15 protein-coding genes and 2 tRNA genes are annotated in these 16,501 nt (G+C 70.6%); 10 read left to right on the plus strand and 7 right to left on the minus strand.

Going from position 1 to position 16,501, the window contains the following annotated elements:
* The first annotated feature begins 30 nt into the window (after positions 1-30).
* The 3 genes from AMK10_RS04685 (at position 31) to AMK10_RS04690 (ending at position 2,077) form a co-directional block, all read left to right on the plus strand.
* Positions 31-492: a molybdenum cofactor biosynthesis protein MoaE gene (locus tag AMK10_RS04685; RefSeq protein ID WP_073745015.1), complete on the plus strand. Its 462-nt coding sequence runs from the start codon at positions 31-33 to the stop codon at positions 490-492.
* Between the two features lie 127 nt (positions 493-619).
* On the plus strand, positions 620-790 hold the full coding sequence (locus AMK10_RS37615; protein WP_014048224.1) for a hypothetical protein: 171 nt from the start codon (positions 620-622) through the stop codon (positions 788-790).
* 183 nt (positions 791-973) lie between these two features.
* On the plus strand, positions 974-2,077 hold the full coding sequence (locus AMK10_RS04690) for a YlbL family protein (protein WP_073745017.1): 1,104 nt from the start codon (positions 974-976) through the stop codon (positions 2,075-2,077).
* A 21-nt stretch (positions 2,078-2,098) separates the two neighbouring features.
* On the opposite strand, the gene AMK10_RS04695 is transcribed toward AMK10_RS04690, so the two are convergent.
* Positions 2,099-2,668, minus strand: coding sequence for a PPA1309 family protein (locus AMK10_RS04695; protein ID WP_241839472.1), 570 nt, complete (start codon positions 2,666-2,668; stop codon positions 2,099-2,101).
* A gap of 127 nt (positions 2,669-2,795) precedes the next feature.
* On the opposite strand from AMK10_RS04695, the gene AMK10_RS04700 reads away from it, so the two are divergent.
* The 4 genes from AMK10_RS04700 to AMK10_RS04715 all read left to right on the plus strand — a co-directional run bounded on the left by AMK10_RS04700 (position 2,796) and on the right by AMK10_RS04715 (position 8,446).
* Positions 2,796-5,720, plus strand: a complete 2,925-nt coding sequence (locus AMK10_RS04700) for a UPF0182 family membrane protein (protein ID WP_073745019.1) — start codon at positions 2,796-2,798, stop codon at positions 5,718-5,720.
* Between the two features lie 42 nt (positions 5,721-5,762).
* Positions 5,763-5,836, plus strand: a tRNA-Met gene (locus AMK10_RS04705).
* Positions 5,837-6,048: 212 nt separating this feature from the next.
* Positions 6,049-8,088: an SEL1-like repeat protein gene (locus tag AMK10_RS04710; RefSeq protein ID WP_073745021.1), complete on the plus strand. Its 2,040-nt coding sequence runs from the start codon at positions 6,049-6,051 to the stop codon at positions 8,086-8,088.
* A gap of 284 nt (positions 8,089-8,372) precedes the next feature.
* A tRNA-Met gene (locus AMK10_RS04715) sits at positions 8,373-8,446 on the plus strand.
* 148 nt (positions 8,447-8,594) lie between these two features.
* On the opposite strand, the gene AMK10_RS04720 is transcribed toward AMK10_RS04715, so the two are convergent.
* Positions 8,595-9,014: a Fur family transcriptional regulator gene (locus tag AMK10_RS04720; RefSeq protein ID WP_073745023.1), complete on the minus strand. Its 420-nt coding sequence runs from the start codon at positions 9,012-9,014 to the stop codon at positions 8,595-8,597.
* A gap of 176 nt (positions 9,015-9,190) precedes the next feature.
* Here AMK10_RS04720 and AMK10_RS04725 point away from each other — a divergent pair, with 176 nt between their 5' ends.
* Positions 9,191-10,645: a catalase gene (locus tag AMK10_RS04725; protein ID WP_073745025.1), complete on the plus strand. Its 1,455-nt coding sequence runs from the start codon at positions 9,191-9,193 to the stop codon at positions 10,643-10,645.
* Between the two features lie 100 nt (positions 10,646-10,745).
* On the opposite strand, the gene AMK10_RS04730 is transcribed toward AMK10_RS04725, so the two are convergent.
* Both AMK10_RS04730 and AMK10_RS04735 read right to left on the minus strand, forming a co-directional pair.
* The gene (locus AMK10_RS04730; RefSeq protein ID WP_073745027.1) at positions 10,746-11,147 is read right to left on the minus strand and encodes a CBS domain-containing protein; all 402 of its coding nucleotides are present in this window, start codon (positions 11,145-11,147) and stop codon (positions 10,746-10,748) included.
* Positions 11,148-11,299: 152 nt separating this feature from the next.
* The gene (locus AMK10_RS04735) at positions 11,300-12,379 is read right to left on the minus strand and encodes a nuclear transport factor 2 family protein (RefSeq protein ID WP_073745029.1); all 1,080 of its coding nucleotides are present in this window, start codon (positions 12,377-12,379) and stop codon (positions 11,300-11,302) included.
* A 147-nt stretch (positions 12,380-12,526) separates the two neighbouring features.
* On the opposite strand from AMK10_RS04735, the gene sigJ reads away from it, so the two are divergent.
* On the plus strand, positions 12,527-13,456 hold the full coding sequence (sigJ, locus tag AMK10_RS04740) for an RNA polymerase sigma factor SigJ (RefSeq protein ID WP_073745031.1): 930 nt from the start codon (positions 12,527-12,529) through the stop codon (positions 13,454-13,456).
* Between the two features lie 86 nt (positions 13,457-13,542).
* Here sigJ and hisN read toward each other — a convergent pair whose 3' ends face one another.
* Complete coding sequence (gene hisN, locus AMK10_RS04745) at positions 13,543-14,343, minus strand: histidinol-phosphatase (protein WP_073745033.1); 801 nt, start codon at positions 14,341-14,343, stop codon at positions 13,543-13,545.
* A gap of 128 nt (positions 14,344-14,471) precedes the next feature.
* Here hisN and AMK10_RS04750 point away from each other — a divergent pair, with 128 nt between their 5' ends.
* Positions 14,472-15,113, plus strand: a complete 642-nt coding sequence (locus tag AMK10_RS04750; protein WP_073745035.1) for a TetR/AcrR family transcriptional regulator — start codon at positions 14,472-14,474, stop codon at positions 15,111-15,113.
* Here AMK10_RS04750 and AMK10_RS04755 read toward each other — a convergent pair.
* Both AMK10_RS04755 and rsgA read right to left on the minus strand, forming a co-directional pair.
* Positions 15,005-15,328: a DMT family transporter gene (locus AMK10_RS04755; RefSeq protein WP_073745037.1), complete on the minus strand. Its 324-nt coding sequence runs from the start codon at positions 15,326-15,328 to the stop codon at positions 15,005-15,007. The two genes, AMK10_RS04750 and AMK10_RS04755, sit on opposite strands and share 109 nt — an antisense overlap.
* Positions 15,329-15,481: 153 nt before the next feature.
* Positions 15,482-16,498: a ribosome small subunit-dependent GTPase A gene (gene rsgA, locus AMK10_RS04760; protein ID WP_073745039.1), complete on the minus strand. Its 1,017-nt coding sequence runs from the start codon at positions 16,496-16,498 to the stop codon at positions 15,482-15,484.
* Positions 16,499-16,501 lie beyond the last annotated feature (3 nt).

The raw sequence follows: 16,501 nt of genomic DNA on the forward strand, positions 1-16,501 counted from the left end.
GATGTCGGTGCCGTGCGGCACGATGGCCCCATGGAACGCACTCACGATCACCCCGGCGAGCAGGCGGCCCAGGACCCCATCCGGCTCCTGGACATCCGCGACACTCCGCTCTCCGTCGACGAGGTCTTCCGCGCGGTCGGGGACGACGCCGCGGGGGGCACGGCGCTCTTCGTCGGCACGGTGCGCAACCACGACGGCGGACAGGACGTCGGCGCCCTCGGATACTCCTGCCATCCGACGGCGGTGGACGAGCTCCGCAGGGTGGCCGAGAAGGTCGTGGCGCAGTTCCCCGTGCGTGCGCTGGCCGCCGTCCACCGGGTGGGTGAACTGGCCGTGGGCGATCTGGCGGTGGTCGTCGCCGTCTCGTGCCCCCATCGGGGTGAGGCCTTCGAGGCCTGCCGCAAGCTGATCGACGACCTCAAGCACGAGGTCCCGATCTGGAAGCACCAGCGTTTCTCCGACGGCACGGAGGAGTGGGTCGGAGCCTGCTGAGCGCAAACCGCCCCGGGGGTCATCAGCCCCGATTTGCGTAACCCCACCCCTGCCACGAGCGTTGGTCCTGCACGTGGTTAATCTTCTGATCGTCAGTTGCGGTCGCTCATGGGGTAGGGAGGTCGTGATGGCAGCACTCGCTTGGCTCTTGATTCCGCTTATAGCTGCTCTTGGCGCGGCGATATGGGGCGGGTGGGCAGCCCGCAATCGAACGACCGGCGATGTCACCGAACTCGCCGGCTACGCCAGGTTCCGTGAGGCGATGGAGAAGTCGCACTCCGGTTCCGAGGCCGTCTGAGACTCCGGCCGTCGTACGCAGTTGCCAATCCGGCACAGCGTCCGCTCTCCGTACGCGCGAGTACTCCGCGAGGCGAGCGAGCCGGCGACGCCCTTCCGGCCTCCCCGGGACACCCCGGATCCCCCTCCTCGTACGGACCGGCCCCGACGGTGCACTGACTGGCCCTTCCCGTACTGTCGTTCCATGCCACGCCGCACCGCGACGATGCTCGCCTCGACCCTCATCCTGATCGCGCTGCTCTGCGCAGGCGTGCTGATCCCCGTGCCGTATTCGGAGATGTCCCCCGGCCCGACCGTGAACACCCTCGGTGACGCCCGCGGCGAGCCGGTGCTCCACATCAGTGGCCACAAGACGTATCCGACGTCCGGGAACCTCAACATGACGACGGTCCGTGTCACCGGCGCGGAGTACGACATGAACATCGTCGAGGCGGTCTACGGCTGGCTGGCGCACGACAGCGTGATCGTGCCGCACGACACCCTCTACCCGGACGGCAAGACGGAGGAGGAGTCCACCCAGGAGAACGCCGAGGAGTTCAGCCAGTCCCAGGAGAGCGCCAAGGTCGCCGCCCTGGAGGAGCTGAAGATCCCCGTCACCTCCCGTGTGGTGGTCTCGACGGTCGTCAAGGACAGCGCCGCCGAAGGCGTCCTGCACGCGGGCGACGTGATCAAGGCAGTCGACGGTACGGCGGTGAAGCAGCCCGAGGACGTCGCGAAGCTGGTCACGAAGCACAAGCCCGGCGAGGACGTCGTCTTCACCGTCATCCCCGCCAAGACCGCGGCCGCCGCCGAGAAGGCCGGCAAGGAGCCCGAGGGCTCCCGTGACGTCACCCTCACCACACGGAAGGCCGTGGACCCCGCCAACCCCTCTGAGGACCGGGCGATCGTCGGCATCCAGGCGGGGACGGACCACACGTTCCCGTTCGAGATCGACATCAAGCTCGCCGACGTCGGTGGCCCGAGCGCGGGGCTGATGTTCTCGCTCGGCATCATCGACAAGTTGACGCCCGGCAAGCTGACGGGCGGAAAGTTCATCGCCGGCACCGGAACGATCGACGACGACGGCGCGGTCGGTCCCATCGGCGGGATCAACATGAAGCTCGTCGGCGCACGGGACGCGGGCGCCCAGTACTTCCTGACGCCGGACGACAACTGCGCCGCCGCGGCGTCCGACACTCCGAGCGGTCTCACCCTGGTGCGGGTGAAGACCCTCGACGACGCGAAGAAGTCCCTGGACAAGATCCGCGCGGGGGACACGGCCGCACTGCCCAGCTGCTCGGCGAGCTGAGGCCGGCCCCCGCCGCGAGGGTCAGGACTCGAAGGTGGCCGCGAGCGCGTCGGCCAGCCCCGGGACCAGCCCCGCACCGGTCAGGACCTCCGTGGGGGAGTCCTTCTCCCGCAGCCGGACGGCGGAGTCCCGGGCCCCGTCCCGGAGCACGGCCACGGTCATCCGGACCTCCTGGCGGTCCGGGTGCTCGGCGACCCACTTGGTCAGCTGGGCATCGCTGAGACCCTCGGGCACGGAAGCCTCGGCGGACGGCGGCAGCATCATCCGTTCCACGGTCATGGCGCAGCCGACGACGGCGTCCGGCCACGCGATCGTGGCGAGGAATTCGTCCAGCGCGGTGCCGTCGGGGAGCTCCTCCTGCTCCACAGGGGTGAGGGTGGCGGTCGTGGAAGCGGCGTCGTCGAGGCCGAGCTGTGCGGCGAGGCCCGGCTCGTGGGCACGCAGCCGGGCTGTGTCGACCAGGGCGAACAGCCGGGCGGGCTGGTCCCAGCCGAGACCTGCGGCGTAGGCGTCGATTTCGAGGACGGCGACGGTCAGTGGACTCGAGGCCATCGGGGGGCCTGAGGGGGAAACGTTGGGCATGCCCAACATCCTGCCTCCTTCCGCCCCGGTAACGGGAACTAGGTAAAGCCTCAGTAAGTTGCATAGGTGGGCTCTACGATCGCTGGGCCTGCACAACACGACCGCGAACTTCGAGGTGCGCACGTTGGCTTTCCAGATGCCGGACCGCGGCGGAGGCCCGACCGGGCCACGGATCAGAGTCGGCCGCCCGTCCCGGCGCGTCCGTACCCTGCTCATGACATTGGGCGTCCTGGCGGTTCTCGCCATGGCCTTCGTCATGTTCGCCGGGTTCTGGACGGACTGGCTCTGGTACAGGTCGGTCGCGTATTCGTCCGTCTTCACCACCACCCTGTGGACCAAGATCGGACTGTTCCTCGTCTTCGGACTGCTGATGGCCGTGGCCATCGGTGTGAACATCTGGCTCGCGCACCGGCTCAGGCCGCCGCTGAGCGCGATGTCCCTGGAGCAGCAGAGCCTGGACCGCTACCGGATGAGCGTCGCCCCGTATAAGAAGTGGGTGCTGCTCGCGATCACCGCGCTCGTCGGACTGATCGCCGGCGCCTCCGCGTCGGGCCAGTGGCGCACATGGCTCATGTACGTCAACGGCGTGCCGTTCGGGCAGAAGGACCCCCAGTTCAAGCTGGACGTGTCCTTCTACGCCTTCGACCTGCCGTGGTACCGCTTCCTGCTCGGGTTCGGCTTCGCGGCCGTCGTGCTGTCGCTGATCGCCGCGGCCGTCACCCACTACCTGTACGGCGGGCTGAGGGTCACGAGCCCCGGTGCGCGGGCCACGGGGGCGGCCACAGGCCACCTCTCCGTGCTGCTCGGCAGCTTCGTCTCGCTGAAGGCCGTGGCCTACTGGCTCGACCGATACGGCCTGGCCGTGAAGTCCAGCGACTTCAAGGCCACGGACAACTGGACGGGCCTGCGCTACGTCGACGCCAACGCCTACCTGCCGGCGAAGACGATCCTGTTCTGCATCGCCGTGATCTGCGCCGTGCTGTTCTTCGCGACGCTCTGGCGCCGCACCTGGCAGCTGCCGGTGATCGGCTTCGGGCTGATGGTGCTGTCGGCGATCCTGATCGGCGGGCTCTACCCGGCGATCGTGCAGAAGTTCCAGGTCCAGCCCAACGAGCAGGCCAAGGAAGCGGCGTTCATCCAGAAGAACATCGACGCGACACGTGATGCCTACGACATCGACGACGCGCAGGTGGACGACTACTCCGGCAAGAGCACGACGACCGACGCGGCCAAGCTGCGCACCTCCGCGAACGAGGCCGCGAGCTACCGGGTGATGGACCCGAACGTCGTCTCCCCGGCCTTCCAGCAGCTCCAGCAGAGGAGGAACTACTACCAGTTCCCCAAGACGCTGGACGTCGACCGCTACAAGGGCGAGGACGGCAAGGAGCAGGACACCGTCATCGGCCTGCGCGAGCTCAACCTCGACGGCCTCCCCAAGCGGAACTGGATCAACGACCACTTCACGTACACCCACGGCTACGGCGCCATCGCGGCCCGGGGCACCACGACGGGCACCAACCCGTCGGGGTCCCCGGACTTCACGGAGTCGGGTCTGCCGACCACCGGAGAGCTGGGGGAGTACGAGCAGCGGATCTACTACGGCGAGAAGACCGAGCAGTACTCCATCGTCGGCGGGCCCCAGAAGGAGCTCGACTACGAGGAGGACGGCGAGAAGACCACCAGCTACAAGGGCGACAGCGGGGTCAGTCTCTCCAACGCCTTCAACCGCGCCGCCTACGCGGTGTCCATGAGCGAGCCGCAGATCCTGTACTCGGGGGCCATCGGCGAGGGATCGCGCATCCTGTACAACCGGACACCCAAGGAGCGCGTCGAGGCGGTCGCCCCCTGGCTGACCATCGACGGCGACGCCTATCCGGCGGTCGTCGGCAAGCGCATCCAGTGGGTCGTCGACGCGTACACCACGACCAACGGCTACCCGTACGCCTCGCGTACGACGCTCGGTGACACCACGGCCGACTCGCTGACCACCAACCAGCGCGCGGTCGTCGCCCAGCAGAACCAGGTCAACTACATCCGCAACTCGGTGAAGGCAACCGTCGACGCCTACACCGGCAAGGTCACGCTCTACGAGTGGGACACCGAGGACCCGGTGCTCAAGACGTGGCGCAAGGCCTTCCCGGGGACCGTGAAGTCCCGGGGCGACATCCCGCAGGACCTGATGGACCACCTGCGGTACCCGCAGGACCTGTTCAAGGTCCAGCGGGAGCTCCTCACGCGCTACCACGTCGAGGACCCCGCGCAGTTCTACAGCGGCAGTGACGCCTGGCAGGTGCCGGACGACCCGACCAACAAGGAGCCCGGGGCCGTCCCGCCGTACTACCTGAGCATGAAGATGCCGGGTCAGGACACCCAGAAGTTCTCACTGACCACGACGTTCACACCGAGAGGACGGCCCAACCTCGGGGCGTTCATGGCGGTGGACGCGGACGCGGCCAGCAAGGACTACGGCACGATAAGGCTCCTGAGAGTCACCACCACGGTGAAGGGCCCGGGCCAGGTGCAGAGTGAGCTCAACGGCAACGACGACGTCGCCGAGTTCGTGAGAAACCTCAAGGGCACCGACTCCGACATCGAGTACGGCAACCTGCTGACGGTGCCGCTCGACGGGGGCTTCCTCTACATCGAGCCGGTCTACACACGCGGTGGCACGCAGAACTACCCGCTGCTGCGCAAGGTGGCCGCCTCGTACGGGTCGAAGATCGTCTTCGAGAACAGTCTCGGGGAGGCGCTCAACGCGGTCTTCGGGGTCGAGGGATCCGACCCGACCACGCCACCGACGGAGCCGGACGAGCCGCCGGGTGACACCACGGAGCCGCCGGCCACCGGGGACGCCGCTCTCAAGAAGGCCATCGCGGACGCCCAGAAGGCGTACACGGCGGGCGAGACGGCACTCAAGGAGCAGGACTGGGAGGCCTACGGCAAGGCCCAGGCCGACCTCCAGGAGGCGCTGGAGCGGGCCGCCGCGGCCCAGCCGAAGGCGGGCAGCTCCTCGGACACCGAGGGCGCGACCGAGCCGGAGGGCGCCGACCAGGGAAGCTGAGAAGAGCGCACCCCGCGTCGTGGTACGGTTTGAACACAACGACGCGGGGTGGAGCAGCTCGGTAGCTCGCTGGGCTCATAACCCAGAGGTCGCAGGTTCAAATCCTGTCCCCGCTACTGAATGGTGAAGGCCCGGATCCTTTGAGATCCGGGCCTTCGTCATGTCGCGAGCCGTTTTCTCAAGTAGTCGGAGTGAAGTGCGGTTCGCGGGGCACGAGTTGAGCTCGGCCGTGTTTCACTTGTCTCTCTGTGGGCATGTCGACAAAACGCTGAAGTGACCTCACTGGGCGCGGTATACCAGGTGTACGCGGGTTGCAGGTGGTGCGACGATGGTATTTATGGGGGACAGGGCAACTCTGTTGGAGACAGGGCGGTTTGTGCAGCGACGCGTACGGACGACGGAAAACGTGGAAGATGCGGTATTCGCCGCTGCCGTCGCCGAGGTCGCCGACACCGCCGAGCGCGCTCGCGAGACCACTGCCGTCACCGCGTACGCCGACGACGAGACGGGCGGTAAGGACGCGACCGACGCCACCGAGAGCGCGGACACCACGGACGCCGCGGACCACGCCGACGAGACCGAGGCGCGCCACCGGCGTGCCGCGGAGGCCGGTGACATCGCCTCCATGAGCGTCCTGGGCGCCCTCCTGCTCCGCCGGGGCGACCTGGACGGCGCCGAGGCCAATCTGCGTGCCGCCACCGCGGAGGGCGACCGGGCCGCGGCCAACAACCTCGGGGTCCTCCTCCACCAGCGGGGGTACGCGGACGAGGCGGCCGGCTGGTGGCGGATCGCCGCCGTCGCCGGCTCCGCCGCCGCGGCGCACGCCCTGGGCCGTCACCTCCGGGAGCGCGGCGACGAGCCCGGAGCCGAGTACTGGCTGCGCCAGTCCGCCGAGCAGGGACACGCGCTGGGCGCGTACGCCCTGGCCGATCTCCTGGAACACCGCGGTGACGTGGGCGCCGAGCGCTGGCTGCGCGCCGCCGCGGAGCAGGGGCACAGGGAAGCCGCGTACCGGCTGGCCCGCGCGATCGAACGCAATGCGGTCGGAGACGCCCACGACGCCTTCGGCCTGGGCCGTGTCGTGGGCGAGGGCCCCCGCGGGCTGGCGGCTGGCACGCGGTCGAAGCGGGACGGCCCCGTCGCCGGACCCGACGCCGGAAGGGTCGGCGAGGCCGAGCAGTGGTACCGCCAGGCCGCCGCCCGCGGCCACCGTCGTGCCGCGCTGCATCTCGGCGCCATCCTCGAACAGCGCGGGGAGCTGAAGGAGGCCGGCCGCTGGTATCTCACGGCGGCCAAGGAGGGCGAGCCCCGCGCGGCATGCGCCCTCGGCTTCCTGCTGCGAGACGCGGGCGACGAGGAGAGCGCGGCGGTGTGGTGGCTGCGCGCTGCCCAGGACGGCGACGGCAACGCGGCCAACGCCCTGGGCGCGCTGCACGCGGCCAGGGGCGAGCAGCAGACGGCCGAGCGCTGGTACCGCGCGGCCATGGACGCGGGCGACGTCAACGGCGCCTACAACCTCGGGCTGCTCTGCGCCGCCCAGGACCGGATTCCGCAGGCCGAGCAGTGGTACCGCAGGGCCGCGTACGCCGGACACCGCGAGGCGGCGAACGCGCTGGCCGTGCTGCTGCTCCAGGCGGGGGACGCGACCGGGGCCGAGCCCTGGTTCTCCAAGGCGGCCGAGGCGGGCAGCGTGGACGCCGCCTTCAACCTCGGCATCCTGCACGCCGGACGGGACGAGGACCGTACGGCACTCGGCTGGTACCAGCGGGCGGCGGCGGCCGGGCACACCGACGCCGCGCTCCAGGTCGGCATGGCGCTGCTGCGGGACGGCGAGGAGCAGGAGGCCGAGCGCCATCTGCGCTGCGCCGCGGGCGGTGGCAGCGCGGAGGCCGCCTTCCGGCTGGCCGGCGTCCTCGACCTGCGCCAGCCGGCGCCGGGTCCTCCCGCCCTGGGGGAGCCGATGCCTGAGAAGACGGAGTGCGAGGAGTGGTACGAGCGGGCGGCCGAGCAGGGCCATCGCCGTGCCCAGGTGAGGGCCGGGATGCTGGCCGCCGCGCGCGGTGACATGGCGAGCGCGGCCCGCTGGTATCGCGAGGCCGCCGAGGCCGGCAGCCGCAACGGGGCCTTCAACCTCGGCCTGCTTCTCGCCCGCGAGGGCAGCGAGCGCGAGGCGGCCCTGTGGTGGAGCCGCGCCGCCAACGACGGGCACGGCAGGGCCGCCCTGCGCCTCGCGCTGCTCGCCGCCCGCCGGGGCGAGCTCACCGAGGGGCAGCGCTGGTGCGCCCGCGCGGTCGAACTGGGGCCGGCGGAGGTGGCCGAGCGCGCGGCACGGCTGCTGGAGGCGCTGCACCAGGAGCTCACCGCGTGAACCCGGGCCCGGCGGCCCGAGTCGAGCAGGGCCCGGGCTGAGCCGAGCAGGGCCCGGGTTGAGCTGATCTGATCCCCCGAGCCGGCCCGGCCCCACTTGGCCGAGCCGGTCCGAGCCGGTCCGAGCCGGTCCGGCCCGGGCCCACCGGCCCGAGCCGGGCAAGGCCCCGGGTCCACCGGCCCGAGCAGGCGCGAGCCGCCCCGCCCGCCCAGGGTTCGTGCGGGTGTCCAGGGAATGAATTTGCTCCGGTCGGTGGCGGTGCCGTAGTGTTGCACTCACAACGACGCGGGGTGGAGCAGCTCGGTAGCTCGCTGGGCTCATAACCCAGAGGTCGCAGGTTCAAATCCTGTCCCCGCTACTGAAGACAGAGGCCCGGATCCTTTCGAGGATCCGGGCCTCTGTCGTATGCCCGCGCAAAGATGCCCGCAGCGGAGCTGTCGGTCGGGCGCGGAGCGGCACAGTCATCGGTGGCGAACGAAGGCCCCCCGGCGGACCGTCGCGCCGCGTCAGCCGGTGGCGGCGCAGTTCGGACAGATGCCCCGGTAGGTCACTTCGACCTCGGAGACGGTGAAGCCGAAACGCTCCTCGGCCGGCAGGTCTGCCAGCGGATTGCCCGACGGGTGCACGTCCCTGATCGCTCCGCAGCGCCCGCACACCAGGTGGTGATGGGGACGGTGGGCGTTCGGGTCGTACCGCTTGGCGCGGCGGTCGGTGGTGACCTCGATGACCTCGCCGAGGGACACCATCTCGCCCAGGGTGTTGTACACCGTGGCGCGCGAGATCTCCGGCAGCCGGTCGACGGCCCTCGCGTGGACCTCGTCCGCCGTCAGATGCACATGGTCCCCCTCGAGGACCTCGGCCACCACGCGGCGCTGCGCCGTCATGCGCCAGCCGCGTCCACGGAGTCGTTCCAAGAGGTCACTCATGGGCACCAGCCTAACAGTGGAGTGAACAAGTCCCGAGTAGGTGTGACTTTAGATGTTTGCTTGACTTGGACAAAGTCCATTGTAGGATCGGTGGCGTACTGGCCAAGGACAGGCTGCGGCCGAGAACAGGCTGCGCAGGGAACGACGCTGCGCAGGACAAGACGCAGGAGGCGCGCGTGACTCAGGGACCGCTCACCACGGAGGCCGGCGCTCCGGTTGCCGACAATCAGAACAGCGAGACCGCTGGCCCGGGTGGACCGGTTCTCGTTCAGGACCAGGCGCTTCTGGAGAAGCTCGCCCACTTCAACCGTGAGCGCATCCCGGAGCGTGTCGTGCACGCCCGCGGCGCCGGCGCGTACGGCACCTTCACGCTGACCCGGGACGTCTCGCAGTGGACCCGCGCGAAGTTCCTCTCGGAGGTCGGCAAGGAGACCGAGACCTTCCTGCGCTTCTCCACCGTCGCGGGCAACCTCGGCTCCGCCGACGCGGCGCGGGACCCCCGCGGCTGGGCGCTGAAGTTCTACACCGAAGAGGGCAACTACGACCTCGTCGGCAACAACACCCCGGTGTTCTTCATCAAGGACGCCATCAAGTTCCCCGACTTCATCCACACCCAGAAGCGCGACCCGTACACCGGTTCGCAGGAGGCGGACAACGTCTGGGACTTCTGGGGTCTGTCGCCCGAGTCCACGCACCAGGTGACCTGGCTCTTCGGTGACCGCGGCATCCCCGCCTCGTACCGCCACATGAACGGCTACGGCTCGCACACCTTCCAGTGGAACAACGAGGCCGGCGAGGTCTTCTGGGTCAAGTACCACTTCAAGACCGACCAGGGGATCAAGAACCTCACCTCCGACGAGGCGGTCCGCCTCTCCGGCGTCGACCCGGACAGCCACCAGCGCGACCTGCGCGAGTCCATCGAGCGCGGTGACTTCCCGACCTGGACCGTGCAGGTCCAGATCATGCCCGCGGCGGAGGCGGCGAACTACCGCTTCAACCCGTTCGACCTCACCAAGGTGTGGCCGCACGAGGACTACCCGCCGATCGAGATCGGCAAGCTGGAGCTCAACCGCAACCCGGAGAACGTCTTCGCCGAGGTCGAGCAGTCGATCTTCAGCCCGGCGCACTTCGTGCCCGGCATCGGCCCGTCCCCGGACAAGATGCTCCAGGGTCGTCTCTTCGCGTACGGCGACGCCCACCGCTACCGCGTCGGCATCAACGCCGACCACCTGCCGGTGAACCGCCCGCACGCCACCGAGGCGCGGACCAACAGCCGTGACGGCTACCTCTACGACGGCCGCCACAAGGGCACGAAGAACTACGAGCCGAACAGCTTCGGCGGCCCCGTCCAGACCGACAGGCCGCTCTGGGAGTCCGTGCCCGTCACGGGCGGCACCGGCAACCACGAGGCCCCGAGCCACGCCGAGGACAACGACTTCGTCCAGGCGGGGAACCTCTACCGGCTGTACTCCGAGGACGAGAAGGCCCGGCTGATCGACAACCTGGCCGGGTTCATCTCCAAGGTCTCGCGCGACGACATCGCCGAGCGCGCGATCAACAACTTCCGTCAGGCCGACGGAGACTTCGGCAAGCGGCTGGAAGCCGCGGTCCAGGCCCTGCGCGGCCAGTAGGACGCTTGCCGTCGGCGGCGGGCCGGACACCCCTGGACAGCTCAGGGGGTCCGGCCCGCAGTCGTCTGAGGACCCGCGCGGACGGAGGAGGCGCCACCGGTCAGAGGGCGATCCCCGCGGGGCGCCGCCTGGACGGAGCCCAGCACCGGATGATGTCGCGCACCGAGACGATGCCGACGGGGCCGTCGCCGTCCAGCACGATCAGATGCCGGAAGCCGCCGTGCGTCATGGCTTCCGCCGCCTCCTCCAGGGTCCAGGTGGGAGAGGCGAAGACCACATCGGTGGTGGTGTGGGTGGACGCGGTCTCCGCGTCCGGGTCCAGCCCCGCCCCGACCGCGTCGAGGATGTCGCGTTCGGTGATGATGCCGAGACCGCAGGTGTCCGGGTCGTGGACGACGGCCGCTCCGATACGACGGGCCGACATCAGCCGGGCCGCCTGGCGGAGCGTGTGGGCCGGCCCGATGGTCAGGACCAGCGTGCTCATGGCGTCGCGGACGAGCATGAAGGGAGCCACCTCCTTCGAGGAGTGAGCTGCGAAGCGGCCCTAGTGAGGCGATTCACAAGTTCACAAGTGGGGGGACTTTCAGAGTGGCACCCCTCGGGGAACTCAACAAGGGGCCCCGCACCCGCGTCCCGGGCGGCAGTGGAGCCGGGTCAGTGACCGACGGCCTCCCGGAGCAGCAGCACGGTGCCACGCCCAGGGCGGGGTTCCGCGTGGAGGACGAGCAGGCGGTTGACCGCGCTGGGCGTCCCGTACACCGCACGGGCGCGGGCGTCCTCCAGTGGGAGGGCGTGTTCCTCGACGCGGCGCAGCGCCGTGCCCAGGTCGGGCACCACCTTCTGCGCGCCGACGACCCAGACCGCGTACGCGGCACCGCCCGCGTTGGCGGGGAGCTGGCTGCCGCTGCCCGAGGCGAGCACGAGCGAGCCGGTCTCGGTGACCGCGGCGACGCTGTTGACGACGAAGTCGGGGCAGGCGGTCAGCCTGCGGATCTCGTCTGCGCCGGTGACCCGGTCCACGGCCAGGACGCGCGGCCTCACGGCGTCGTACCGGCCGCCGGTGTCGATGTCCTCGTCGATGCCGGACAGCCGGAGGGTCTCGCTGGCTCCGGTGAACACCACCGCGCCCTCGGGGATCAGCTCCCCGACGCGGGCGCGCGCGGCCACGGTGTCGTCCAGGATCTCGGCGGCGAAGCCGTTGGCGCGCAGCGCGGCGGCTGTCCGCTCCAGCCGTTCCGCCGACGCGGGGCAGGCGAAGGACCCGGCCGGAGCCGTACCGGTCCCCGCGTCCTCGGCGGCCCCGGGTGCCGCCCCCGCCAGCGGGGAGGTGTCGAGATACCGGACCTCGTACACCCGCTCCGCGAACCGCCAGCCCTCCTCGGTACGCCGGTAACGGTCGTGGTAGACGGCGTAGTTCAGCCCCTGGCGTCCGTCGAGCGTGCGTGCGATCTCCTGGATGTAGGCGCGGCCGGTCGCGGTGTCGCCGTCGAGCACGATCGTGCCGGGGTGGGTGGTCTGCACGAAGAAGTCCCACTGGCTCTGCAGCCGCTCGCCCCCGGCCCGGATCTCCTCGCGGCCGACGAACTCGGCGGGGATGTCGGGCATGCGCAGGGTGCCGTCCGGTGTGAACAGCGAAGCCAGGCGGGGCCGGTCGCGCATCATCGCCGCGTCGGTGAACTCGCCCCGCAGCGCCTCGATCTCGACGCGGTCCGCGATGGCCTGGAAGTCGTTCATGGAAGTCCGCTCCCTCTCGTTGTCGTCGTCACCGTTACGACAACGCGGCCCTTCGGAATGTCAGGCCGGAGAGCCGCCTCACATTCCGCGGGGCTGTTCCGTCGTATCGGGTGACGGCCGGGGAACGAGCGAGGGAGAGACCGGACCATGACCAGCAGAGCCGAGCCGGGCGACGACCGGAACGATCCGGACCTCGGCGTGATCATGAGCGAGCGGCGCAGGCTGCTCAACCTCGCCTACCGGCTCCTCGGCTCCCTCGCCGACGCCGAGGACGTCGTGCAGGAGACCTACGCCCGCTGGTACGCCATGTCCGTCCGGGAGCAGCAGGCCATCGAGTCGCCCGGCGCCTGGCTGATGACCGTCGCGGGCCGCGTCTGCCTCACCCTGCTCGGCTCGGCACGGGCCAGGCGGGAGACGTACGTGGGGGAGTGGCTCCCGGAGCCGCTGCCCGAGCCCACGGAGTGGATCACCGGGCGCCCCGGCACCGACCCCGCCGACCGGGTCACCCTCGACGAGTCGGTGACGACGGCCTTCCTGGTCGTCCTCGACTCGATGACCCCGGCCGAACGCGTCGCCTTCGTCCTGCACGACGTCTTCCGCTACCCCTTCGGCGAGGTCGCCGGAATCGTCGGCCGCACCCCGGCGGCGTGCCGCCAGCTGGCCTCGTCGGCCCGTCGCCGCATCCGCAGCGCCCAGGCCCCCGCGGCACCGGGCGCGGAGCAGGCCGCCATCGTGAGGCGGTTCAGGACCGCGTGGGAGGCCAAGGACATCGAGGCCCTGATCGCTCTGCTCGACCCCGGCGCCACCGCGACCGCCGACGGCGGCGGGCTGGCCGTCACCCACCTCCACCCGATCCTGGGCGGAGAGCGGATCGCCCGCGCCTACGCCGAGATCGCGCGCCTGGCGGGCGACCGCACGACGTTCCTGGAACGGACGGTCAACGGCCTGCCCGGCCTGGTGGCGCGGCAGGACGGCACCACCGTGACCGTGTACGCGTTCGAGATCGCGGGCGACCGGATCAGGCACATCTGGGCGGTGCGGAACCCCGAGAAGCTCCGCCCCTGGCAGACCGGCTGAGGAGAGCCGCCCGGACGGCCCCGGGGTCTTCGTCCGGATCAGGAAGGCCCGGGGAGCGGGCCCCGCACGATCCGGACGAGTGGCCCTCAGTAGCGCTGGTTGAGGTATCCGAGCAGCTCGTGGTGCAGCAGGCCGTTGGACGCCGCCGCGTTGCCGCCGCCCGGACCGGAGACCCCGTCCAGGCTGGTGAACAGGCCGCCCGCCTCCTGGACGATGATCGCGTTCGCCGCCATGTCCCACAGGGAGAGCTCCGGCTCCGCGCAGATGTCCACCGAGCCCTCGGCGACCATCATGTACGGCCAGAAGTCCCCGTAACCCCGGGTGCGCCAGCAGGCCCGCGTCAGGTCCATGAACCCGTCGAGCCGGCCCTGCTCCTCCCAGCCGGTCATCGAGGAGTACGCGAACGAGGAGTCCGCGATCCGCTCGACCTTCGACACCCGCAGCCGCGTGGCGGACGTCAGGCTCCGGCCGGTGAACGCGCCCGCACCCTTGGCCGCCCACCAGCGGCGGTTCAGCGCGGGGGCCGACACCACGCCGACCACGGGCTGGAAGCCGTCCTCGCCCGCTTCCATCAGGGAGATCAGCGTGGCCCAGACGGGCACGCCCCGTACGTAGTTCTTGGTGCCGTCGATCGGGTCGACGACCCAGCGCCGCGGCCCCGTGCCCTCGATGCCGTACTCCTCGCCCAGGATCGCGTCGCGCGGGCGCGCCCGGTGCAGATGCCCGCGGATCAGCTCCTCGGCGTGTTTGTCGGCCTCACTCACCGGGGTCATGTCCGGCTTGGTCTCGACCTTGAGGTCCAGAGCCTTGAACCGGTCCATCGTCGCCGCGTCGGCGGCGTCCGCCAGGACATGGGCGAGGCGCAGATCATCGTGGTAATCGGGCATGCCGTCACAGTATCCACAGCCACCCGCCCGGGCTACACGGCCCCGGGCCGGGCGGTGCGCGGACCCTTGACAGTGCCCCGGAGCGCGTCAACTCTGAATCGCAGGTCCCCCTGGCGTGGGAGGCGACGATGCCTACGGCGCGAGAAGCTCTGCTGGACGCCGCAGACTCGGCGCTCTCCCGGCTGCCCTGGACGGCGGTGCGCATGGTCGACGTGGCCGCGGCGGCGGGGGTGTCCCGGCAGACCCTCTACAACGAGTTCGGGAGCAAGGCCGGTCTGGCCCGCGCACTGATCCATCGCGCGGCCGACGGCTATCTGGCCGGGGTGGAACAGGTGCTCGGCGCGTCCCGTGCCACCGGGGACGGGCCCGCGGAACTGGCCCGCTGGACGGTCCGGGCGGCCAGGGCCGACGCACTGGTCGAGGCGCTGCTCACGGGGGTCTGGGGGGACCGGTTACCCAGGCCGGGAGATCCTTCCCCCGGCCGCCGCGCACATCCGGCCCCGCCGACGCCCGCCGAACTGCTCGCGCTCGTACGGGACAGGGCCGTGGCCGTGATGGGGGACCGTTCCCTGTCGCGGGACCGCGCCGAGCTGGAGATCGCCTGTGAGACGGCGCTGCGGCTCGCGATCTCCTACACGCTGGTCCCGGCGTACCCCGGGGGTCAGTGCGCCGAACCGGAGAGCTGCAGACCGATCACGCCGATGATCACCAGCGAGATGGACACCAGCTTGAGCGCGGAGACCAGATCGCCCAGGAAGATCATCCCGTAGATCGCCGTCCCCGCCGCGCCGATGCCCGTCCACACCGCGTAGGCCGGGCCGACGTCGAGCTTCTTGAGGGCCAGCGTCAGCAGACCGAAGCTGCCGAGCGCGAACGCGCAGAACGCGATCGTCGGCCAGAGCCGGGTGAATCCGTGGGAGAGCTTCAGGCACACAGCGAAGCCGGTCTCCAGCAGTCCAGCGACCACGACCAGCAACCACGCCATCGTCAGGTGCCTCCCACGTAGGTGATGCTTCGTCCCGCTCGACGCGATTATGCCCTTACCAGCCCCGGTAGCTCGCAAACGTGCGCGAGTCGGGCAGTCCTGCTTCGTCGCCCTCCCGGACGCCTGGGCCGGTCGCTCTCCCGGACCCCTGCGTCAGTCGCCCTCGCGGCGCTCCCGCGTCGACAGGAGCCGGCGCAGCGAGTCGAGCCGGGCCGGGTCGGCGTGGCCGTCCGCGACCCAGGCGTCGAGGGCGCACTCCGGCTCCTGGGAGTCGTGGGTGCAGCCGCGCGGGCAGTTCTCCGTCCCCGGCTGGAGATCGGGGAAGGCGTTGATGACCCGGGAGGGATCGACGTGGTGCAGTCCGAACGAGCGCACACCCGGGGTGTCGACCACCCAGCCCCGGCCGTCCGGCAACGGAAGCGCGAGCGCCGATGTGGTGGTGTGCCTGCCACGCCCCGTGACGGCGTTGACCACCCCGGTCGTACGCCGTCTGTCCTTGGGCACCAGGGCGTTGACCAGGGTCGTCTTGCCGACCCCGGAGTGCCCGACGAACGCGGTCACCTTGTCGTTCAGCAGCTCGCGCACCCGGTCGGCGGCGTCGCCGTTCTCGAGCTCCTCGCGGCTGGTCACGATGTAGGGGACCCCGAGCGGGGTGTACGCCTCCAGGAGCTTGTCCGCCGAGGCCAGGTCCGACTTGGTCAGCACCAGGAGCGGGGTGAGCCCGCCGTCGTACGCCGCCACCAGGCAGCGGTCGATCATGCGGGGGCGCGGTTCGGGATCGGCGAGCGCGGTGACGATGGCCAGCTGGTCGGCGTTGGCGACGACCACCCGCTCGAAGGGGTCGTCGTCGTCCGCGGTGCGGCGGAGCACCGATGTGCGCGCGCTGATGCGCACGATGCGCGCCAGGGTGTCCTTGTCGCCTGAGAGGTCGCCCACGAGCGAGACCCGGTCGCCCACGACGGCGGCCTTGCGGCCGAGCTCGCGGGCCTTCATGGCCACCACGGTGCGGTCGTCGACCAGACAGGTGAGCCGGCCCCGGTCGACGGTGAGGACCATGCCGTCCTCGGCGTCCTCGTGCTTGGGGCGGGTGTGCGTGCGGGGCCGGTTGCCCTTGGGGTTGGGGCGGACGCGGATGTCGTCCTCGTCGGGGTTCTTCCCGTAGCGGCGCATGCC

The organism is Streptomyces sp. CB02058 (assembly GCF_001905505.1).
Taxonomy (GTDB): Bacteria; Actinomycetota; Actinomycetes; order Streptomycetales; family Streptomycetaceae; genus Streptomyces.

Excerpts from the sequence above, each read along its gene's own strand:
- AMK10_RS04685 (WP_073745015.1), top strand. The coding sequence starts at position 31 with ATGGAACGCACTCACGATCACCCCGGCGAGCAGGCGGCCCAGGACCCC.
- AMK10_RS37615 (WP_014048224.1), top strand. The coding sequence starts at position 620 with ATGGCAGCACTCGCTTGGCTCTTGATTCCGCTTATAGCTGCTCTTGGC.
- AMK10_RS04690 (WP_073745017.1), top strand. The coding sequence starts at position 974 with ATGCCACGCCGCACCGCGACGATGCTCGCCTCGACCCTCATCCTGATC.
- AMK10_RS04695 (WP_241839472.1), bottom strand. The coding sequence starts at position 2,668 with ATGTTGGGCATGCCCAACGTTTCCCCCTCAGGCCCCCCGATGGCCTCG.
- AMK10_RS04700 (WP_073745019.1), top strand. The coding sequence starts at position 2,796 with ATGCCGGACCGCGGCGGAGGCCCGACCGGGCCACGGATCAGAGTCGGC.
- AMK10_RS04710 (WP_073745021.1), top strand. The coding sequence starts at position 6,049 with ATGGTATTTATGGGGGACAGGGCAACTCTGTTGGAGACAGGGCGGTTT.
- AMK10_RS04720 (WP_073745023.1), bottom strand. The coding sequence starts at position 9,014 with ATGAGTGACCTCTTGGAACGACTCCGTGGACGCGGCTGGCGCATGACG.
- AMK10_RS04730 (WP_073745027.1), bottom strand. The coding sequence starts at position 11,147 with ATGCTCGTCCGCGACGCCATGAGCACGCTGGTCCTGACCATCGGGCCG.
- AMK10_RS04735 (WP_073745029.1), bottom strand. The coding sequence starts at position 12,379 with ATGAACGACTTCCAGGCCATCGCGGACCGCGTCGAGATCGAGGCGCTG.
- sigJ (WP_073745031.1), top strand. The coding sequence starts at position 12,527 with ATGACCAGCAGAGCCGAGCCGGGCGACGACCGGAACGATCCGGACCTC.
- hisN (WP_073745033.1), bottom strand. The coding sequence starts at position 14,343 with ATGCCCGATTACCACGATGATCTGCGCCTCGCCCATGTCCTGGCGGAC.
- AMK10_RS04750 (WP_073745035.1), top strand. The coding sequence starts at position 14,472 with ATGCCTACGGCGCGAGAAGCTCTGCTGGACGCCGCAGACTCGGCGCTC.
- AMK10_RS04755 (WP_073745037.1), bottom strand. The coding sequence starts at position 15,328 with ATGGCGTGGTTGCTGGTCGTGGTCGCTGGACTGCTGGAGACCGGCTTC.
- rsgA (WP_073745039.1), bottom strand. The coding sequence starts at position 16,498 with ATGCGCCGCTACGGGAAGAACCCCGACGAGGACGACATCCGCGTCCGC.